At 66.1% G+C, this 18,159-nt stretch carries 15 protein-coding genes and 2 pseudogenes; 12 read left to right on the forward strand and 5 right to left on the reverse strand.

All coding sequences use genetic code 11. The features are described from left to right. Window positions 1-352: 352 nt before the first annotated feature. Complete coding sequence (locus tag H0I86_RS14570) at window positions 353-1,543, forward strand: NnrS family protein (RefSeq protein WP_180925559.1); 1,191 nt, start codon at window positions 353-355, stop codon at window positions 1,541-1,543. A gap of 28 nt (window positions 1,544-1,571) precedes the next feature. Beyond that, window positions 1,572-2,012, forward strand: coding sequence for a CopD family copper resistance protein (locus tag H0I86_RS14575; RefSeq protein ID WP_180925560.1), 441 nt, complete (start codon window positions 1,572-1,574; stop codon window positions 2,010-2,012). A gap of 41 nt (window positions 2,013-2,053) precedes the next feature. On the opposite strand, the gene ytfE is transcribed toward H0I86_RS14575, so the two are convergent. Further along, window positions 2,054-2,770, reverse strand: a complete 717-nt coding sequence (ytfE, locus tag H0I86_RS14580; RefSeq protein WP_180925561.1) for an iron-sulfur cluster repair protein YtfE — start codon at window positions 2,768-2,770, stop codon at window positions 2,054-2,056. Window positions 2,771-2,926: 156 nt separating this feature from the next. Between ytfE and norR the strand changes: the two genes are divergently transcribed. From norR to H0I86_RS14600, 4 genes are read left to right on the forward strand one after another with little or no spacing between them, the layout of a single operon-like run. After that, on the forward strand, window positions 2,927-4,453 hold the full coding sequence (norR, locus tag H0I86_RS14585; protein WP_180925562.1) for a nitric oxide reductase transcriptional regulator NorR: 1,527 nt from the start codon (window positions 2,927-2,929) through the stop codon (window positions 4,451-4,453). A 41-nt stretch (window positions 4,454-4,494) separates the two neighbouring features. After that, window positions 4,495-4,890, forward strand: coding sequence for a hypothetical protein (locus tag H0I86_RS14590; RefSeq protein ID WP_180925563.1), 396 nt, complete (start codon window positions 4,495-4,497; stop codon window positions 4,888-4,890). Continuing rightward, on the forward strand, window positions 4,887-5,129 hold the full coding sequence (locus H0I86_RS14595; protein ID WP_180925564.1) for a hypothetical protein: 243 nt from the start codon (window positions 4,887-4,889) through the stop codon (window positions 5,127-5,129). Before H0I86_RS14590 ends, H0I86_RS14595 begins: the two co-directional genes overlap by 4 nt. Before the next feature lies 1 nt (window position 5,130). Next, entirely contained in the window at window positions 5,131-6,987 is a 1,857-nt protein-coding gene (locus H0I86_RS14600) for a tetratricopeptide repeat protein (RefSeq protein ID WP_180925565.1), read from the forward strand. A gap of 166 nt (window positions 6,988-7,153) precedes the next feature. Here H0I86_RS14600 and soxR read toward each other — a convergent pair whose 3' ends face one another. Continuing rightward, window positions 7,154-7,639: a redox-sensitive transcriptional activator SoxR gene (gene soxR, locus H0I86_RS14605; protein ID WP_180925566.1), complete on the reverse strand. Its 486-nt coding sequence runs from the start codon at window positions 7,637-7,639 to the stop codon at window positions 7,154-7,156. Between the two features lie 95 nt (window positions 7,640-7,734). On the opposite strand from soxR, the gene H0I86_RS14610 reads away from it, so the two are divergent. The 3 genes from H0I86_RS14610 to H0I86_RS14620 all read left to right on the forward strand — a co-directional run bounded on the left by H0I86_RS14610 (window position 7,735) and on the right by H0I86_RS14620 (window position 12,448). Then, window positions 7,735-8,931 (forward strand): efflux RND transporter periplasmic adaptor subunit, encoded by a 1,197-nt coding sequence (locus H0I86_RS14610; protein ID WP_180925567.1) that lies wholly within the window; start codon window positions 7,735-7,737, stop codon window positions 8,929-8,931. Window positions 8,932-8,943: 12 nt separating this feature from the next. Continuing rightward, entirely contained in the window at window positions 8,944-12,087 is a 3,144-nt protein-coding gene (locus H0I86_RS14615; RefSeq protein ID WP_180925568.1) for an efflux RND transporter permease subunit, read from the forward strand. A gap of 145 nt (window positions 12,088-12,232) precedes the next feature. After that, the gene (locus tag H0I86_RS14620) at window positions 12,233-12,448 is read left to right on the forward strand and encodes a DUF3079 domain-containing protein (RefSeq protein WP_087090480.1); all 216 of its coding nucleotides are present in this window, start codon (window positions 12,233-12,235) and stop codon (window positions 12,446-12,448) included. A 29-nt stretch (window positions 12,449-12,477) separates the two neighbouring features. Here the strand turns inward: H0I86_RS14620 and H0I86_RS14625 are convergent, their stop codons facing one another. After that, complete coding sequence (locus H0I86_RS14625; RefSeq protein ID WP_180925569.1) at window positions 12,478-13,239, reverse strand: alpha/beta hydrolase; 762 nt, start codon at window positions 13,237-13,239, stop codon at window positions 12,478-12,480. A gap of 200 nt (window positions 13,240-13,439) precedes the next feature. Here H0I86_RS14625 and H0I86_RS14630 point away from each other — a divergent pair. The 3 genes and pseudogenes from H0I86_RS14630 to H0I86_RS32160 form a co-directional block, all read left to right on the forward strand. After that, a pseudogene (locus H0I86_RS14630) lies at window positions 13,440-13,614 on the forward strand (DUF4197 family protein); the annotation flags it as partial. A 328-nt stretch (window positions 13,615-13,942) separates the two neighbouring features. Beyond that, window positions 13,943-15,532, forward strand: a complete 1,590-nt coding sequence (locus H0I86_RS14635; protein ID WP_180925570.1) for a serine/threonine-protein kinase — start codon at window positions 13,943-13,945, stop codon at window positions 15,530-15,532. Between the two features lie 56 nt (window positions 15,533-15,588). Next, a pseudogene (locus tag H0I86_RS32160) lies at window positions 15,589-15,759 on the forward strand (IS1595 family transposase); the annotation flags it as partial. A gap of 150 nt (window positions 15,760-15,909) precedes the next feature. Here the strand turns inward: H0I86_RS32160 and H0I86_RS14640 are convergent. Both H0I86_RS14640 and H0I86_RS14645 read right to left on the reverse strand, forming a co-directional pair. Beyond that, window positions 15,910-16,743 (reverse strand): enoyl-CoA hydratase/isomerase family protein, encoded by an 834-nt coding sequence (locus H0I86_RS14640; RefSeq protein ID WP_180925571.1) that lies wholly within the window; start codon window positions 16,741-16,743, stop codon window positions 15,910-15,912. Window positions 16,744-16,866: 123 nt separating this feature from the next. Further along, the gene (locus tag H0I86_RS14645; RefSeq protein ID WP_180925572.1) at window positions 16,867-18,150 is read right to left on the reverse strand and encodes a cation:proton antiporter; all 1,284 of its coding nucleotides are present in this window, start codon (window positions 18,148-18,150) and stop codon (window positions 16,867-16,869) included. Window positions 18,151-18,159: the final 9 nt, after the last annotated feature.

Raw genomic sequence — 18,159 nt, forward strand, 5'->3', positions numbered from 1 at the left:
GCCCCCTGTATTCGGGGGATCTGCGTTTGCATGGTCAAAAAGACCTGGCGATTTGGGGTGTAAATGACTAGCGAATGGTCAATTTGACCCGCTCGTTGGAAGGCGAACCCCGGCAACGCGCCGGCGGCAACCCCGGCCCGCCGGCTTATGGCCGCGCGAGGCTGCGACCGAGCCCCGGGGCACGCCCCTTGCACTGCCGGAAAGGACGGTGGGCACAACAGCCCGCCGCATCCCGGGCAAGCTTGATTTGCGACAACGGCAAGGGCGCGCCAATGGCCGATGATGGCCGGGGATTTCATTCGCCGCGTGTCGACCGTCGCCGGGTCGGCCGCTGGGTAAAGGGGTGGGCTTGATGCAAGTACTTGACCGTCGTGCAGCGCTGGCGATCGTGCCGCTGTTACGCCTGGCCTTCCGGCCGTTCTTTCTCGTCGGTTGTGTCCTGGCGCTGCTGGTGGTGCCGCTGTGGCTGACGGCCCTGCAGGGTGCCCTGGGCGACTGGCAACCGGCGGGGGGCTGGCTGGGCTGGCACCGTCACGAACTGCTGTTCGGTTTCGGCCTGGCGATCATCGCCGGCTTCCTGCTGACCGCGGTGCAGACCTGGACCGGCCAGCCGGGCCTGAGCGGCAAGCCGCTCGCGGCCCTGGCCTTGCTTTGGCTGGCCGCGCGCCTGGCTTGGCTGGGCAGCGCGCCCTGGCCGCTGTTGGCGGTGCTGGAGCTGGGCTTTCCCCTGGCGCTGGCGGGGTTGATGGGGCGCATGCTGTGGAAGGTACGCCAGCGGCGTAATTACCCGATTGTCCTGATGCTGCTGTTGCTCGCCGCGGCCGATGGCCTGTCGGTGGCCGGCCTGCTGCAAGGTCATGAAGGCTGGCAGCGCCAGGGCGTGCTGAGCGGCCTGTGGCTGGTGGCGGCGATGATGAGCCTGATCGGCGGGCGGGTGATTCCGTTTTTCACCCAGCGCGGCCTCGCTCGGGCCGTGGCCGTGGCGCCCTGGCCGTGGCTCGATTATCTGCTGCTGGTGGGCTCGGCCTTGGTAGCTCTGCTGTATGCCGCCGGGCCGGCGCTGGTGGCCAATACCTGGGTCGGCGCGTTGTTCCTGCTGCTGGCGGCCGCGCACCTGCTGCGGCTGTGGCGCTGGCAGGACCGGGGGCTGTGGCGGGTGCCGCTGCTGTGGTCGCTGCACCTGGCCTACGCCTGGCTGGCGCTGGCGTGCCTGGGCATGGCGCTGTGGCATTTCGGCGCGCCGCTCAACCCCAGCCTGGCGCTGCACGGCCTGACCATCGGCGCCATGGCCGGGCTGATCCTGGCGATGATCGCCCGGGTCAGCCTGGGCCACACCGGGCGGCCGTTGGCGCCGCCAGCAGGCATGACCCTGGCGTTCATCCTGCTCAACCTGGCCTGCCTCAGCCGGGTGCTGCTGGTGCTCTGGCTGCCGGCGGCGGCGTTGTGGCTGGCGGGCCTGTGTTGGGCCCTGGCCTTTGCCCTGTATGTCTGGCGCTACGGGCCGATGCTGCTGCGGGCGCGGGTCGACGGATACCCGGGCTGAGCCTGAGCGCAGAGCAAGGAGAAGGGCAATGATTTATCCCTGGTTACTGGTCACGCATTTGCTGGCCGCCATCGCTTTTATCGGCACGCTGTTCTTCGAGGTGTGCATCTGGCACACGGCGCGCCGGCAACTGGCGAGCGACGCCCAGCTGGCGGCGGACCAGGCCATTGCAGTGCGTTCGCGCAAGGTCCTGCATGGCGTGGTGCTGCTGTTGTACGGCGCCGGCATCGGCCTGGCCTGGCAGCATCGCGGCGCCTTGAGCCAACCCCTGGGCAGCAGTTTCGCCAGCCTGTTGAGCCTGAAGATTGTCCTGGCCCTGAGCATCATCGGCCATTACCTGTTGCTGGCGTACTGGCTCAAGACCGCGCGGCTGAGCGCCGGCCGCGCCTGCTGGATCCGCCGCAGCGTGCTGGGGCACATGCTGCTGATCGTGGTCCTGGCCAAGGCGATGTTCTATTGGCACGGCTGAAGGGGTGTGCCAGCCATAGGGCTGGCACGGAAGGGCGGGGCTCAAGCGTTCAGGGCATTGACGAACAGCACGTTGTTTTCCAGGTGGATGTGTTGCATCAGGTCGTCGCGCAATTCGCTCAGCCCGCGGTACAGCGCGCGCCAGGTGTTGCAGGCGTCGGCGGGCGGGGTGATGTGGTCGGTCAGCACCAGCAGCTTCTCCAGGGCCTCGCCATGTTGATCGTGCTCCAGGCGCAGCACATGGATCGGCGGCGCCGCCCGGCGGCCCAGGCCTTGTTGCAGCATCGGGAACAGCACCTGTTCTTCCTTGAGCATGTGGCCTTCGAGCTCCTGCTGCATGTCCCGCAGATGATCGGCCAGGCCGTTGGGGCAGCTGCTGCGGGCGCCATGCACCTGCTCCACGCGGCAGGCCAGGCGGATCAGTTCCGGCAACTGTTCGCGGTGGCGGGCGTGGTAGCGGGTGAGGAGATGGGCGATCAGCGCCTCGCTCGGCTCATCGCGCCAGTCCTGCTGCTGGGCGGCGCTGTCTTGCAGCAGGTGCAGGGCCTCGGCGATCTGCACCGGGTCGAGGCCTTTGCCGAGGGCGGCGTCGCGCAGGGTTTTCTGCCCGCCGCAGCAGAAGTCCAGCTTGAACTCATGAAACACCCGGCTGGCGCCGGGGATGTCGCAGGCCAGTTGGCCGAGGCTTTGCTCCAGGAGGTTGTGCTTCGAAGCGTCTGGTTGGGAAGGCGCGGGTCGTTCCAGCAGTGTCGGGTTCATCAGGTTTTCCTTGTTGGAGTGGCAACGGTTCCCCTGGGCCGTTGCAGCCGTCATGCCAGCTGTAACTTTTTGAAAATAATGGATTAATTTTTTTGTCGTGGTGCGGATGACCCTGAAGTCTCGGGGTTAAAACCACCAGAAAGGGTGATGACTACCATGTTGCGTGAAAGTCTGGCGGCCGACCTGATTGTCGAGCTGCCCAATGCCGTGCGGTTGCAGCGTCTGGTGCAGACCCTGCGGGAATACTTCAAGGCCGGGGCCGTGGGCCTGCTGCGCCTGGACGACGACAGCCTGCGGCCGCTGGCCACCGTCGGCCTGGTGCACGAAGCCCTGGGGCGGCGCTTTGTGATCGCCCAGCACCCGCGCCTGGCGGCGATCATGGCGTCCCGCGAGCCCACCTGGTTCGAGCCCGACAGCCGCCTGCCGGACCCTTATGACGGGCTGCTCGACCACCCGGACAACGGGCCGCTGGCGGTGCATGACTGCATGGGCGTGAGCCTGTATGTGGAAGGGCGGGTCTGGGGCGCCATCACCCTCGACGCGCTGCGGCCCGGGACCTTCGACCGCCAGGCCCGCGACGAACTCAAGCGTTGCAGCCTGCAGATCGAGGCGGCGCTGCGGGTCACCCGCCTGGAGCAGGAGAACCGCAGCCTGCGCCTGTCCCGCAGCGAGCCGCAGGATGCGCGCGGGCCGGTGGAGGAGGGTGAGATCCTCGGTCAGAGCGAAGTCCTGCACCAGTTGCTCAACGAGCTGGATGTGCTTGCCGATTCCGAGTTGCCGGTGCTGCTGCTGGGCGAGACCGGGGTCGGCAAGGAACTGTTCGCCCGCCGCCTGCATCGCCTGTCGCGGCGCGCCCACAAGCCGTTGGTGCAGGTCAATTGCGCGGCGCTGCCGGAGTCCCTGGCCGAAAGCGAGCTGTTCGGCCACGTCAAGGGTGCTTTCTCCGGCGCCACCAGCGACCGCGCCGGGCGCTTCGACGCGGCCAACGGCGGCACGCTGTTTCTCGACGAGGTCGGCGAGCTGCCATTGAGCGTGCAGGCCAAGTTGCTGCGCACCCTGCAGAACGGCGAGATCCAGCGCCTGGGGGCGGACAAGCCGCTGCATGTGGATGTGCGCATCATCGCCGCGACCAACCGCCACCTGCCGGACAGCATCCGCGACGGGCTGTTTCGCGCCGACCTGTACCACCGGCTTTCGGTGTACCCGGTGCCGATCCCGCCGCTGCGCGAACGCGGTCCGGATGTGCTGGTGCTGGCCGGGCATTTCCTCGAGCTGAACCGCAGCCGTCTCGGCCTGCGTGGCCTGCGCCTGTCGCCGGCGGCCGAACGGGCGCTGCTGGCTTATCCCTGGCCGGGCAATGTGCGGGAACTGGAACATGTGATCAGCCGCGCCGCGCTCAAGCAGCTCAGCCGTGGCGGCAGTCGCAGCCAGATCCTGACCCTGGAGCCGGACGTGCTCGATCTCGACAGCTCGGTGAAGGGCGCGGAGCCGCTCGAGCAGTCGCCGCTGGCGGCCGACGACGGGCCCTTCCAGCCCCTGAGCGAAGCCGTCGACGATTACCAGCGGCAGAAGATCCACCAGGCCCTGAGCCGCAGCCGCAACAACTGGGCCCGCGCCGCCCGGCTGCTGGAAGTCGACCCGAGCAACCTGCACAAACTGGCCCGGCGCCTACGGCTCAAATAGCAGGCCCGGCTGCCGTTCGATTGCCTCTGTAGGAGCGAAGCTTGCTCGCGAGGGTCGTCAACGATGGCGCGCATAGGTGCCAGGCGCTGAAGGCGGAAGGCGGTTTACCCGATCGTGGTGGATTGATACGCCAGATACTGGACAATGCCGATCACAAGCTGGTGGCCAGCTACATCCCCCACCGCTGGGCTTCCTTACGTCGCTGGCAAGAGGCGCTGAAGAAAAGCGCCTCGGTGACTGATACAGAGCTTTTCGAGGCAGAAAAGGCCCTGGAGGAAATCACCAGGCAAATGATGAAGGCGCTCTCCAATTCCACCCCAGCGGGAACGATCAAGGCATCCCAGCTACAAGACGAAATCGCCAAGGTACGAGAGCCCCGGCTTCGTCTGCTGAAATTAGCAAAGAGCAGGTCACCGAGGCGAAGGTCTACGGCTTGATCGCCAACCAGCCCGAGGTATTGGCAATGAGTTTGGAACACTGGTCGACGCACCCCTTCAATCGCGTGCCTGAACAATTCGCGATGGCACCGCCGGATGCCGACAGCAACGAGCGTGCGAAGGGTGCCAACTGTCCCCTTATCAGGATGAGCGAAATGCTCAAAAAAGTACTTTCTGGCTGTGTTTCGGAGAAGTTGAATAATGAGTTTCAAATGTATGGCGCCTGTCCCGGAACCTGATATGAAGTGCGGAAAACGAAATCGATATGCCTCTCTTTTGGCCGCAGTCCTGTTGTCACTATGCACCCCCGCCTGGGCTGCGGAACCGAAGCAGGAACTCTCCTACATACTATTGCTGAAAGCGCAGCGCCTGGATCGCGAGGAATCTCTCGCGGCGGCCACGGTCGCGGCGCGGGTGGCGATGGAGGCGGGCCGCAGGGAGGGCGTCAACGGCATCAACGCGAGGCTGGACGGGGGCACCTTGCTGGTCAACCTGCTGTTCAAGCAGGGGAAGTACGCCGAGGCCCGCGCCGCCGCCGAAGAGCAGGTGGCGTATGAAGACTCGGCGGAATCGCTTTCCAAGGGGAAGCGATTTCGCAACTACCACAGCGCGAAGCTGCTGGGCGTGGCCATCGAGGCAAGCATGCGTGCAGGTGAAAGGGCGCAGGTCACCCGTCTGCAGGAAAAACTCTTTGCCGTCGGCAGGCCCTATTCCGGGTTATGGCGCCTGGCGCCAGACGAGCCGCGTTTGCGTTACGAGCTTGCCGGTTTATCGCTGCCGCTGATGGTGGGGCAGTGGAAGTTAACGGAGTTCGAACCGGCCGATAAGCGGGACTTCGGCGCTCGCGTGCGCTATACCCAGGCGCTAGTGAACGGTCCTCTAAGCGCCGAGATTTCTTTGTATTACGACGAAACACAGCGCGGACGGGATGCTACCCAGCGCCAGGAGTCGCTCAAGCGCTATCAGGGGACGCCCGCTGAGCAAGTGCGTGCGTCGGCAATGCCCGATCTACCCTTCGAAGGCCTGACGTCAGTCAAAGCGAGAGTGCAATGGGAGGACTCGGGCGAACAAGGTGTCAGGGGTATCTGGGTGGCACAGCGGGGTGATTGGCGCCTGCACATTGCCGTTGACTTCAGTGTGCAGGACGAGGCCCAGGCCATGGAGCAACTGGGCAAGTTTTTCGCAACACTGCGATGGCAGGGCGAGCATCCGTTGTTCCGTGAGCGCACCATGGCTGAGCAGGACCGGGCAATCGATTTGCTCTGGGCGACGCCGGGCGGCTGGTCCAAGGCCGGCGAGCTGGCGGAACAGGCGCTGCCTGATGCGTTTTTTGCATTGGAAATCGCCCGCCTCAATACCTTTGTCGGCGTGTCCCAGTACCGCCGCGGCGCCTTGGAGGACGCCCGCAGTTCGCTGGAACAGGCCCTGTCCGCCTGGCAGTACAACGGCGGCGATCCCGACGGCGGGATCTATCAGACTGCGCTGGACTATGCCGCGGATATTGCCTACCGCCAAGGCCGGAACCGCGAGGCCATCGCCTTGAACAGGACCTTCCTTGATTGGCAGGAGAGCGATGCGGTGTGGGGTTGGGGGATACCGGAAGGCGGGAATGCCCTGATCAACAGAGCGACGGGCATGCAATTACCCATGCGCGTGGGTACCTATCGCCTGAGCTATGGCAGCGCCAATCGTTTCTACTACGAGAATTTGCAGACAGGGGTGCAACTGGGCCTGAGCGCGGGATTGGATGCCTCATCTGACGACGAATTCGAGCCGATGCTGCGTACCTTCATGGCAGAACAGCTGCAGCTGCAAGCGGGCAACGTGCGCAAGACGACGTTTGTGCCCAAGTCGGTCAAGCGCGAGGCCGCGCCGGTAGTCGGTCGTAAATGGGTGTTCGACGTAACGAAGGGGGTAAAGGACGAAGGTGTTGCCGATGTCGACCCCATCACCGGCGCCCAACGGGCAACGCCGACGAGGATGGCGTTCTGGATCGTGGATCGCAAAGGCCAGCGGTCATTGCTGCGGGCACCCGTCATGAGCGGAGGTCAAACCGAGGCCGAGGCCAATCAGGTTGCGCAGGCGTTGTCCTGGTAAAGCTGGACGAGGTGCTGACCACGCTTGCTCCAGGTGGATGCACCTCTGAGCGCTGATTGCGTCAAGTAGCCCTGGAGCCAAGCGCGTCTGATGGTGGGAGTCATGCCTCTGACTGACGTGCTGGCCTGAGATATCCCGGCATCGGGCCAGGAGGTCGCAGTCCGGATCAATCGGCCTCCTGCCCAGCGGCGATAACGATCTTCTGGTCCCCCAGCCAGCGCCGGGCGCCGCAGCCGTTGCGCGAGTAGATGTCCTCGGGGTTGTTGAGCCCGCAGTGTTCCAGCGACATGCAGCCGCAGCCTATGCATTCCTCCAGGCTTATGTTCAGCCGTTCGAGTTCGGCGATGCGTTGCTGCACCCGGGCTTTCCAGGTGGCGGTCAGGCGTCGCCAGTCCGCGCCCGCCGGTGCCGTGTTGATGGGCAGGCCAGTCAGTTGCTGGATGATTTCGTCGAGGGAGAAGCCGATGCGCTGCGCGAACACGATGTAGGCGATGCGCCTGAGGACCGAGCGCGGGTAGCGGCGGTGGCCGCTGCCGACGCGGATCGAGTGGAGCAACCCGCGGGACTCATAGAAACGCAGCGCCGAGGCCATGACGCCGCTGCGCCGGGCGACTTCGGTGATGGTCAGCAGCGGCTCGCTTGATTTGTTCATGGGCCCTCCGAAGGGGCTTTACTTAAAGTTGGCTTTAACTTTTATATTCCGCCTGCCTATAAATCAACAGTGCAGTGACAGCGGAGTCCACTTTCATGAATCGAATTCGCCGGGTGCTCGGTCGAAGCAGTTCTTCAACCCATCGACTCGGAGCGCTGTGCCTCCTGTTGGCGCTGGGCGGTTGTAACGAGAAGGCCGAGCCGGTCGCCGCCGTGGCGCCGGTGGTCGAGGTGACGACCGTGAGCGTGCAGGCGGTGCGTGAGTGGGACCTGTTCAATGGCCGCATCAGCGCGATCGATGCCGTCGACCTGCGGCCGCGGGTCAGCGGTTATGTCGACCGGGTGGCGTTCCGCGAGGGCGACGAGGTGGAAAAGGGCCAGACCCTGTTCGTCATCGACCCGCGTCCGTACCGCGAGGCGCTGGCCAGTGCCCAGGCCCGGCTGGCCCGGGCTCGCGCCACGGTGCGCCTGGCTACCGAGCAGGACCGCCGCGGCCAGGCGCTGGTCAAGCAGTCGGCGCTGTCACGGGAGGAGGGCGACATTCGCAGCGCCTCCCTGGCCCAGGGCATGGCGGATGTGAACGCGGCCGTCGCCGAGGTGGCCACGGCCCAGCTCAACCTCGATTTCACCCAGGTCCGCGCGCCGTTTTCCGGGCGCGTCGGGCGGGCCATGCTGACCCTCGGCAACCTGGCCCAGGCTGACCAGAGCGTGCTGACCAACATCGTTTCCCAGGACCCGATGTACGTCTATTTCGACGCTGACGAGCAGAGCCTGCTGCGCTACACCGAGCTGCTGGGTAAGGGCCAGCGTCCGGGCGTGAGCAATACCGTGCGGGTCGGCCTGGCCAACGATGTCGGGACCTTCCCCCTGACCGGCACCGTGGACTTCCTGGATAACCAGGTCGACCCGGCCACCGGCACCATCCGCGTGCGCGCGGTGCTGCCCAACCCCGAGCGCCGGCTGACCGCGGGCCTGTTCGCCCGGGTGCGCCTTGAAGGCGCTAGCGAGACCCGCGCCGTGCTGATCGACGACCGCGCGGTGCAAACCGACCAGGACCGCAAATACGTGTACGTCATCGGCCCGCAAAACCAGGCCCTGCGCAAGGACGTTACCCTCGGCCGCCAGCTGGATGGCCTGCGGGTGATCAGTGCCGGGCTGGCGGCCGGCGACCGGGTGGTGCTGAACGGAGCGCAGAAGATCTTCTACCCGGGCATGGCGGTGGAGCCCAAGGAACTCGCCGCGCCGACGCAGCAGGCCTCGGCCGCCGCGCCCCAGGCGCCATTGGCGCAATAAGGGAGAGCGACCATGGATTTTTCCAAGTTCTTCATCGACCGACCGATCTTCGCCATCGTCCTGTCGATCATCATTTTCGCCCTCGGCCTGATCGCCATCCCGGTGCTGCCGTCGGGGGAATACCCCGAGGTGGTGCCGACCAGCGTGGTGGTGCGCGCCACCTACCCGGGGGCGAACCCCAAGGAGATCGCCGAGTCGGTCGCCGTGCCCCTGGAAGAGGCGATCAACGGCGTCGAAGGGATCATGTACATGAAGTCGGTCGCCGGCTCCAACGGCAGCCTGGCGGTGAGCATCACCTTCGTCCCCGGCGTCGATCCGGACACCGCCGCGGTGCGTGTGCAGAACCGTGTGAGCCAGGCACTGTCGCGGCTGCCGGAGGAGGTGCGGCAGTATGGCGTGACCACCCAGAAGCAATCGCCGACGCCGCTGATGTACGTCAGCCTGCTGTCCCCGGACAACAGCTACGACTCGCTGTACCTGCGCAACTACCTGACCCTGCACGTCAAGGACGAGCTGTCGCGGCTGTCCGGCATCGGCGATGTCGGGGTCTACGGTTCGGGCGACTATGCGATGCGCATCTGGATGGACCCCAACAGCCTGTCAGCCCGGGGACTGACCGCGGCCGATGTGGTGAACGCGATCCGCGAGCAGAACGTGCAGGTTTCGGCCGGCCAGCTGGGCGCCGAGCCTTCGCCGCAAGGCGCCGATTTCCTGGTGTCGATCAGCGTGCGCGGGCGCTTGCGCAGCGAGCAGGAGTTTGCCGATATCGTCCTCAAGAGCGGGGCGGACGGGCAGTTGGTGAAGCTGTCGGACGTGGCGCGGGTCGAGCTCGGCGCGGGCGACTACACCCTGCGCGCGCGCCTGGATGACCGTAACCAGGCGACGGTGGGGATTTTCCTGTCGCCGGGGGCCAACGCCTTGCAGGTCGCCGAGGCGGTCTACGGCAAGCTCGACGAGTTGTCCCAGCGTTTCCCCGAAGGGGTGGCCTACAAGGCGGTGTGGGACCCGACGGTGTTCGTCCGGGAATCCATCAGCGCGGTGCAGCACACCCTGATGGAGGCGGTGGTGCTGGTGGTGCTGGTGGTGATCCTGTTCCTGCAGACCTGGCGCGCCTCGATCATCCCGCTGATCGCGGTGCCGGTGTCGGTGATCGGCACCTTCGCCTGGCTGTATTTGCTGGGCTATTCGATCAACACCCTGACCCTGTTCGGCCTGGTGCTGGCCATCGGCATCGTGGTCGACGACGCGATCGTGGTGGTGGAGAACGTCGAGCGTTTCATCGAAAAGGGCTATGACCCGCGGGAGGCGGCGCACCGGGCGATGAAGGAGGTATCCGGGCCGATTATCGCCATCGCCCTGGTGCTCTGCGCGGTGTTCATTCCCATGGCCTTTCTCTCCGGTGTCACCGGCCAGTTCTACAAGCAGTTCGCGGTGACCATCGCGATTTCCACGGTGATCTCGGCGATCAACTCCCTGACCCTGTCGCCGGCCCTGGCGGCCAAGCTGTTCAGGCCCCACGGCGCGCCGCAGGACTGGCTGGAGCGGGGCATCCAGAAGGTGTTCGGGGGCTTTTTCCGCGCCTTCAATCGGATGTTCAAACGCCGCTCCGACGGTTATCACGGCCTGGTGTCCTACTCCCTGGGGCGGCGCGGCTCGGTGTTCTTCCTCTATGCCTTGCTGCTGATCGGCACGGCCTGGCTGTTCAACCTGGTGCCGGGCGGTTTTATCCCGACCCAGGACAAACTCTACCTGTTCGCCGGCGCCAAGCTGCCGGAAGGCGCGTCGCTGGCCCGCACCGATGCGGTGACCAGCGAGCTGATCGAGACGGCACTCTCGGTGGAGGGCGTGGATACCGTGCCGGCCTTCAGCGGCCTGAACGCCTTGCAGTCGGTCAACACGCCGAATGTCATGGCCGCCTACGTCATCCTCAAGCCGTTCGACCAGCGTGAGCGCGGCGCGGTGGAGATCAGTGCCGAACTCAACGCCAAGCTGTCCAAGGTCCAGGAAGGTTTTGCCTATGCGCTGTTGCCGCCGCCGATCCAGGGGCTGGGTAACGGTTCGGGCTATTCGCTGTACCTCGAAGACCGCGCCGGCCTCGGCTACGGCGCCTTGCAGAATGCCTTGAGCGCCTTCCGGGCCGCGGTGGCGCAGACCCCGGGCATGACTTACCCGGTCAGCTCCTACCAGGCCAACATCCCGCAATTGGAGGTGCAGGTGGACCGGGTCAAGGTCAAGGCGCAAGGGGTGTCCTTGAGCGATGTGTTCAATACCTTGCAGACCTACCTGGGCTCGGTCTACGTCAATGACTTCAACCTGTTCGGCCGGGTCTACCGGGTCATGGCCCAGGCCGACAGTTCCTACCGGCAGACCGCCGAGGACATCGCCAACCTGCGGGTGCGCAACGGCCGGGGCGAGATGGTGCCGCTCGGCGCGATGATCACTGTGACGCCCAGCTACGGCCCCGATCCGGTGGTGCGCTACAACGGCTACCCGGCCGCCGACCTGATCGGCGACTCCGATCCCAAGCAACTGTCGTCGGGCCAGGTGATCGCCAAGCTGGAAGAAATCGCCGCCCGGGTATTGCCCCGCGGCATCACCCTGGAATGGACCGACCTGAGCTACCAGCAGGTCACCCAAAGCCATGCCGCGGCGGTGGTGTTCCCGCTGGCGGTGATGCTGGTGTTCCTGGTCCTCGCCGCCCTGTACGAGAGCTGGACGCTGCCCCTGGCGGTGATCCTGATCGTGCCGGTGTGCATGCTCGCGGCCTTGTCGGGGGTGTGGCTCAGCGGTGGCGACAACAACGTCTTCGTCCAGGTGGGGCTGGTGGTGCTGATGGGCCTGGCCTGCAAGAACGCGATCCTGATCGTCGAGTTCGCCCGGGAGCTGGAGCTCCAGGGCAAGGGCATCATCGAGGCGGCGCTGGAGGCTTGCCGCCTGCGCCTGCGGCCGATCGTCATGACCTCGGTGGCGTTCATTGCCGGCTCCGTGCCGTTGCTGATCGGCAGCGGCGCGGGCAGCGAGATCCGCCGCGCCACTGGCGTCGCGGTGTTCTCCGGCATGCTCGGGGTGACCCTGTTCGGCCTGTTCCTGACCCCGGTGTTCTACGTCGCCTTGCGCAAGCTGGCAGTGCGCTACGCGCCGGCGGTCACGGCGTAACAGGTGGCCCGGGGTGTCAAGACGGGCGCCCCGGGCCTGTCATTCTTGACCCCGATCAAGGGCATTTCCCCGCGGGCGTCGTAGCCTGGGAGCCACTCCCACTCCCACTCCCACTCCCACTCCCACCCGCGCCCCGGGGAACGCCATGGCCAAGAACTTTCCCATCAGCCCCAAGCACCCCGAACGCATCTGCTGGGGCTGCGACCGCTACTGCGCGGCCAATGCCCTGGCCTGCGGCAATGGCGCGGACCGCACCATGCACCCCGCCGAGATGCTCGGCGACGACTGGTATCTGCACGGCGACTGGGGCATCGAGCCGCCGATCGCGTCGGACAAGGCGCTGGACGAGGAGCCGGCATAAGCCGGCGCCTCGCCGGAAGGCCGGCGCGCTCACAGCCCGCTGCGGAGCAGTTCCAGGAACCGCGGGCTCGCGTCTATCGAATTGTGCCCCGCGCCCGGGACGACCTCGAGCCTGGCCACGCCGGGGGCGAAATGCGCATAGAGCGTCTCGGTGCTCGAACGCGGGATGACTTCGTCGTGTTCGGCGGCGATCAGCAAAGTCGGCACGGCGATGCGCGGTGCGTATTTCCAGGATTCGAACTTGTCCCGCAGCAGCCACCTCACCGGAAGAAAGGGAAACTGGCTGGCGGCGAACTCCTGCAGGCTGTGGAACGGCGTGATCAGCACCAGGCGCGATGCCGGACGCTGGCTGGCCAGGCGCACGGCGACAGCCGCGCCAAGGCTGCGCCCGACCACCACGATACGGGGGTGGGCGGCTTGCACCTTGTCGAACAAGGCCATGGCATCGCGCGCGATGGCCGCCTCGGAGGGCGATCCGGAACTGCCGCCATAGCCTCGGTAGTGCAGCAGGTAGAGTGCATGCTCGGGAAAGGCCCGGGCAAACTCCGGCAGGTTGAGGGACACGTCCTCGGCGTTGCCGCCGAAGTAGAGCAACGCCTTCGGGCCGTCGTGGGGCCTCACGGAAACCAGTACCTCGGCGTCGGCGAGCGGCAGCCTGAGCAGCGTGGCGGGGCTGGCGATGGCGCGGGGCTGGGGGAAGTAGATGAGCGAACGCTGCAACCCCCACGCCGCGACGCAGAGCGCCAGGTACAAGGCGCCGAGCAATGCCAGGAGCGAAACCATTCGTGACATGTGGCTCACCTCCGTTGGGCTACGAAGCGCTGCTGAACGACCGCCGGCGGTCGCTTGCAGTGCCCCAGGATAGGCTCATATGCCGGCATTGCGCACTCGACCCGGCGCCCGGGGTTTGGCGTCAGCGCCTGCTCCGCTAAGCTCGCGGCATCGCTCACCGCCAGAAGGATAGTCCCATGCTCCGCATCAGCACCCTCGTCGCCGGCCAGGCGGCAGGTCTCGGCGCAGTGGCTGCGAAGGGCGCCAACGAGCTACGTCACCGAGCAGGCGCTGGACGGACTGTTCGCGATGATTGCCAAGCAAGAAGCGAGCATCCGCCAGAACCCGGCCGGCGCCGCCACCAGCCTGGTGCAGAAGGTCTTCGGCACGCTCTGAGCCTGGCCTGACGGCCCGACAAGCCGGGGTTCTGCCCAGCCAGGAGCAGCGCGAAACGCCAGGACGGCGGCAGACGGCGAGCCGGGAACTATCGGAAAAGTTCCCCGCTCTTATTAATCAGAGACCCGACGGGTGACATTCGGCCCGACAGGCCGGGGTTCTGCCCAGCCAGGCGCAGCGCGAAACGCCAGGACGGCAGCAGACGGCGAGCCAGGAACTATCGGAAAAGTTCCCCGCTCTTAATTAATTAGAGACCTGATCCGACGGGTGACATCCGGCCCGACAGTATCGGTGATACCTCAATCAGCGGCTGCGCACGGATTCTTTCATGGACGAACGATTACCCGAGATACCCGGCTACAGCGTGCATAGCCGGCTTGGCCAAGGCGGGATGGCCGAAGTCTACCTGGCAACCCAGGAGTCGCTGCACCGCAAGGTGGCGGTGAAGGTACTGCTCAACGCCAATGACGAGGCGTTCAGCAAGCGCTTCATCCGCGAGGGGCATATCGTCGCCTCGTTGCACCACCCCACGATCATCACCATCCACGACATCAACAGACTGGCCGATGGCCGCTACTACCTGGCCATGGAGTTCGTCGGCGGCGGCGACCTGGCCCGGCACAAGGGCGAGGTGTTCGAGCCGAGGCGCGCCCTGGATATCGTCCGGCAGATCGCCACCGGCCTCGCCGTGGTGCATGAGCAGGGCCTGATCCACCGCGATATCAAGCCGGCGAACATCCTCTTCCGCAGCGATGGCACGGTGGTGATCACCGATTTCGGCATCGCCAAGGCGCTGGAGATGGACAGCGAGCTCACCGGGCTCGGCATCGCCGTCGGCAGCCCGGCCTACAGCAGCCCGGAACAGACGCAGTGCCAGCCGCTGGATATCCGCACCGACATCTACAGCCTGGGCGTGATCTTCCTGGAGATGCTCATCGGCGCCAATCCGTTCCGCGGCGCCAGCTATACCCAGACCGTGATGAACCACGTGCAGATGCCGGCGCCGAGCTTGCCGGCGCACATCAGCCCGTACAAGGCGGTGCTCGAGCGGATGCTGGCGAAGGACCCCAACCAGCGCTTCGCCGACTGCCGGGCGCTGCTGCAGGCACTCGATGAGCTGGACCAGCCAGAGCAACCGGATGAACCGGACGAGCCCCGAGAGGTGGAGCTGGAATCTACCCGCTTCGCGCCGGCCCTGGTCGATCCTGCGCCGCGCCAGGCCGAGCCCGAGCCCGCCCGCCGGCGCAGCCCGAACAGGCGCCTGGCGCTGTGGGCACTCGGCAGCCTGCTGCTGCTCGGCGCTGCCAGCGGCACCGGCCTGTACCTGCAGCAGCGGATCGAGATCGCCGAGCTGCTGGCACATGGCGAACAGCGCCTGGCGGCGGGCCAACTGGTCGAGCCGGCGCAGGACAATGCCGAGTATTTCTTCAACCAGGCCTTGCAGCTCGACGAAGCCAGCGCGCAGGCCCGGCAAGGACTGCAACGGGTAGCCGCGGCGCGGATCGCTGGCTACCGGCAACTGGCCGAGCAGCGCATCGCCGAAGAACACCTGCTGGAGCCCGAGGATGACAGCGCGGTGTTCTATTACCGGCAGATACTCGGCCTGGAGCCGGGGAACGCCCAGGCGCTGGCCGGGTTGAACCAGGTGGCGCTGCTCTACGCCGAGATGAGCGAAAGCGCGTATGCCAAGGGCGATCGCGACCTGGCGCGGGCCTATATCAAGCATGGCCTGGAAGCCCGTCCGGACAGCCCCGAACTACTCGCACTCCGGGACCAGCATGAGCAGCGCAAACGCAGTGGCCAAGCGCCGCGCCCGTCCGCTGCGCGGCCTTCCCCGCCGCCCTCGGCACCTCAATCGACCGGCGAGCGGGCGGAACAGCCGAATGCGGTCAAGCGCCTGTGGAACAGGCTCTTTTGATGTGACCAGGGCACGCGGAACCGAGGCCGAGACATAAAAAAGGCTATGTCTCAATCCACAGCCGACTGAAGAGCTGGATGACTCGCTTTCATGGCGTGGCCACCCGCTATCTCCCAAATGACCTGGGCGGGTGCCGCATGCTGGAACGTTATCAGCAGGGCATTCGACCGGTTCACTGCATCCAGGAGGCAGTCGGGCGCACCATGCAACACGCTATTGGGACATAGCCTTATTAGATAGCGGTTTTTCCCCAGAACTCTTGGTCAAGGGTTTGACCGTACAGCGTCATGGAGCTGCCCTTGGTTGCACCTGTGAAGCCGTATTTATTTGCGCTGTTTGCAGTCGATGCGTGAACCGCACCGGTGACGCTATGACCCTCAATCCTTGATCAACCCCGGCGACTGGGACGGCACATCGCCGCGCAGGTCCGGATGGTCGCGTTCGCGGAAGCGGCGCAGTCCTTCCAGGGTTTCCGGCTGATGGATGGAGCGGTTGAAGCACTCGGCTTCGATGCGCAGGGCCTCGGCCAGGGGCTGGCCGTAGCCGCGGATGACCGCTTCCTTGTCCGAGCGCATGGCGGGTTGGGGCAGGGTGCAAAGCAGGTGCGCCAGCTCCAGCGCGCGTTCCAGCGAACGGCCCTTGGCGACGACCTCGTTGACCAGGCCGATAGCCAGCGCCTCGCTGGCGGAAATGACCTTGCCGGTGAGGATCAGCTCCAGCGCCCGGCCCATGCCGACGATGCGTGGCAGGCGCTGGGTGCCGCCATCGCCCAGGCCGATGTTCCAGCGGCGGCAGGTTACGCCGAAGGAGGCGTGTTCCTCGGCGATGCGCATATCGGCAAAGCAGGCCCACTCCAGGCCGCCGGCGTAGGCCACGCCGTTCACCGCGGCGATCACCGGTTTGTAGATATCCGTCCAGCGGCTCGGGCCGATGATCCCGGGGCGCTCGCCGCGGTTGTGCGCGGCGATCTCGTCCACGGTGGTGGGCACCAGATCGAGCGCCGCCTTGAGGTCGCCGCCGGCACAGAAGGCCTGGTCGCCGGCGCCGGTGATGATGGCCACGAGCGCGTCTGGATCGTCGCGAAAACGGCTCCAGGCCTCGATCAGTTCCAGGTGGGTGGTAGGGCCGATGCAATTGCGTTTCTGCGGCCGGTTGAAGCGGATGATCCTGATCGGTCCCTGGATTTCGTAATCGATTTCGCTAAAGGCCATGGCCGCCGCACCTCCTGTGGTTGGCGAGGGATATCCAGTACCCGGCCAGGCTTTCGGGCTCAGGCAAGGCACAACCTGCGAGTGTAGCTCCTGGGTTTTCCGGCCTTCCCGGTTGCTCGATGGTTAGCGATCTGAAGTCTGCAACTCGCCTTTCGCCAGGGGGGATGGAACGGCCTCGATCCTGACCAGGCGCCGGAGCAACGGGGTGGTCATCAGGGTGGTGGCGATGGCGACCATCAGCAACAGGAAGAACGCGCTCTGGGAGATCAGCCCCATGTCCAGGCCCACGGAGAGCACGATGATCTCGATCAGGCCACGGGTGTTCATCAACACCGCGACGCTGCGCGAGACCTCCACGGACAGGCCGGCCAGGCGTCCGGCGAGGTAGCAGCCGGCGGTTTTGCCCAGCACCGCGGCGACGAAGAAGGCCAGCAGCCACAGCCAGCTGTCGAGCGGCGCCAGGGCGCCGAGGTCCATCTTCAGCCCGGTGGCGGCGAAGTAGAAGGGCACCAGCCCGATGTTGACGAAGCCTTCCATATGACGGTGCCAGTGCTGGCGCTGCTCGCGCAGCAGCCAGCCGGCGATCAGTCCGCCCAGGGCGCTGTGCAGGCCGATCAGGGTGGTGATCCAGCCACACAGCAGGGCGGTCGCCAGCATCAGCGCCATGCTCATATCGGCGGCGGGGGGCGCGCTGCGGGTCGCGAGCAGCCGTGTCAGGGCGTGCAGCAGCGGGCGCAAGCCCCAGCGGGCCAGGACCAGGAACAGGACGATGAAGCTCAGTTGGCGCAACACCCCGAACAGCGAGCTGTCGCTGCTGGACAGGGCGACGATAAGGGTCAGCAGCACCCAGCCAATGATGTCGGTGATGGCGGCGGCCGCGATGCCCACCGTCCCGGCCAGTGAGTGCTCCAGCCCGAGGTCGCTGATGATTCGCACCAGCACCGGCAGGGCGGTGATCGACAGCGCGATGCCGCAGAACAGCACGTAGCCGAGCCTGGGCTGGGCGGGCGCCAGGGCGCCGTGGGAGAGCAGCCCGACCATGGCCCCGAGGGCGAAGGCCAGGATCACCCCGCCGGCGGCCACCGAGAGGGCGCTGAAGCCGATCTTCTGGTTGCGCAGGTGACTGTTGTCGAAGCGCAGGCCGATCTGGAACATCAGCAGGACCAGGCCGATATTGCCCAGGGTCTCGATGCCCAGGCGGATGGCCGCCGGGAAGACCGCCGCATGCCACTGCGCGCCGAGGGCCAGCAGCAGGCAGGGGCCGAGCAGGATGCCCACGCAGATTTCGCCGATCACTCGCGACTGCCCCCAGCGGGCCAGCAGCGCGCCACACAGCTGGCTGGCGACGATGATCACCGCCAGCTGGAAAAACGGCAGGGCCGAGAACAGTTGCTGTAGCGTCGACATGGCGTCCTC

Origin of the sequence: Pseudomonas chlororaphis subsp. aurantiaca (assembly GCF_013466605.1) — a bacterium.
In the GTDB taxonomy this organism is placed as follows: domain Bacteria; phylum Pseudomonadota; class Gammaproteobacteria; order Pseudomonadales; family Pseudomonadaceae; genus Aquipseudomonas; species Aquipseudomonas chlororaphis_I.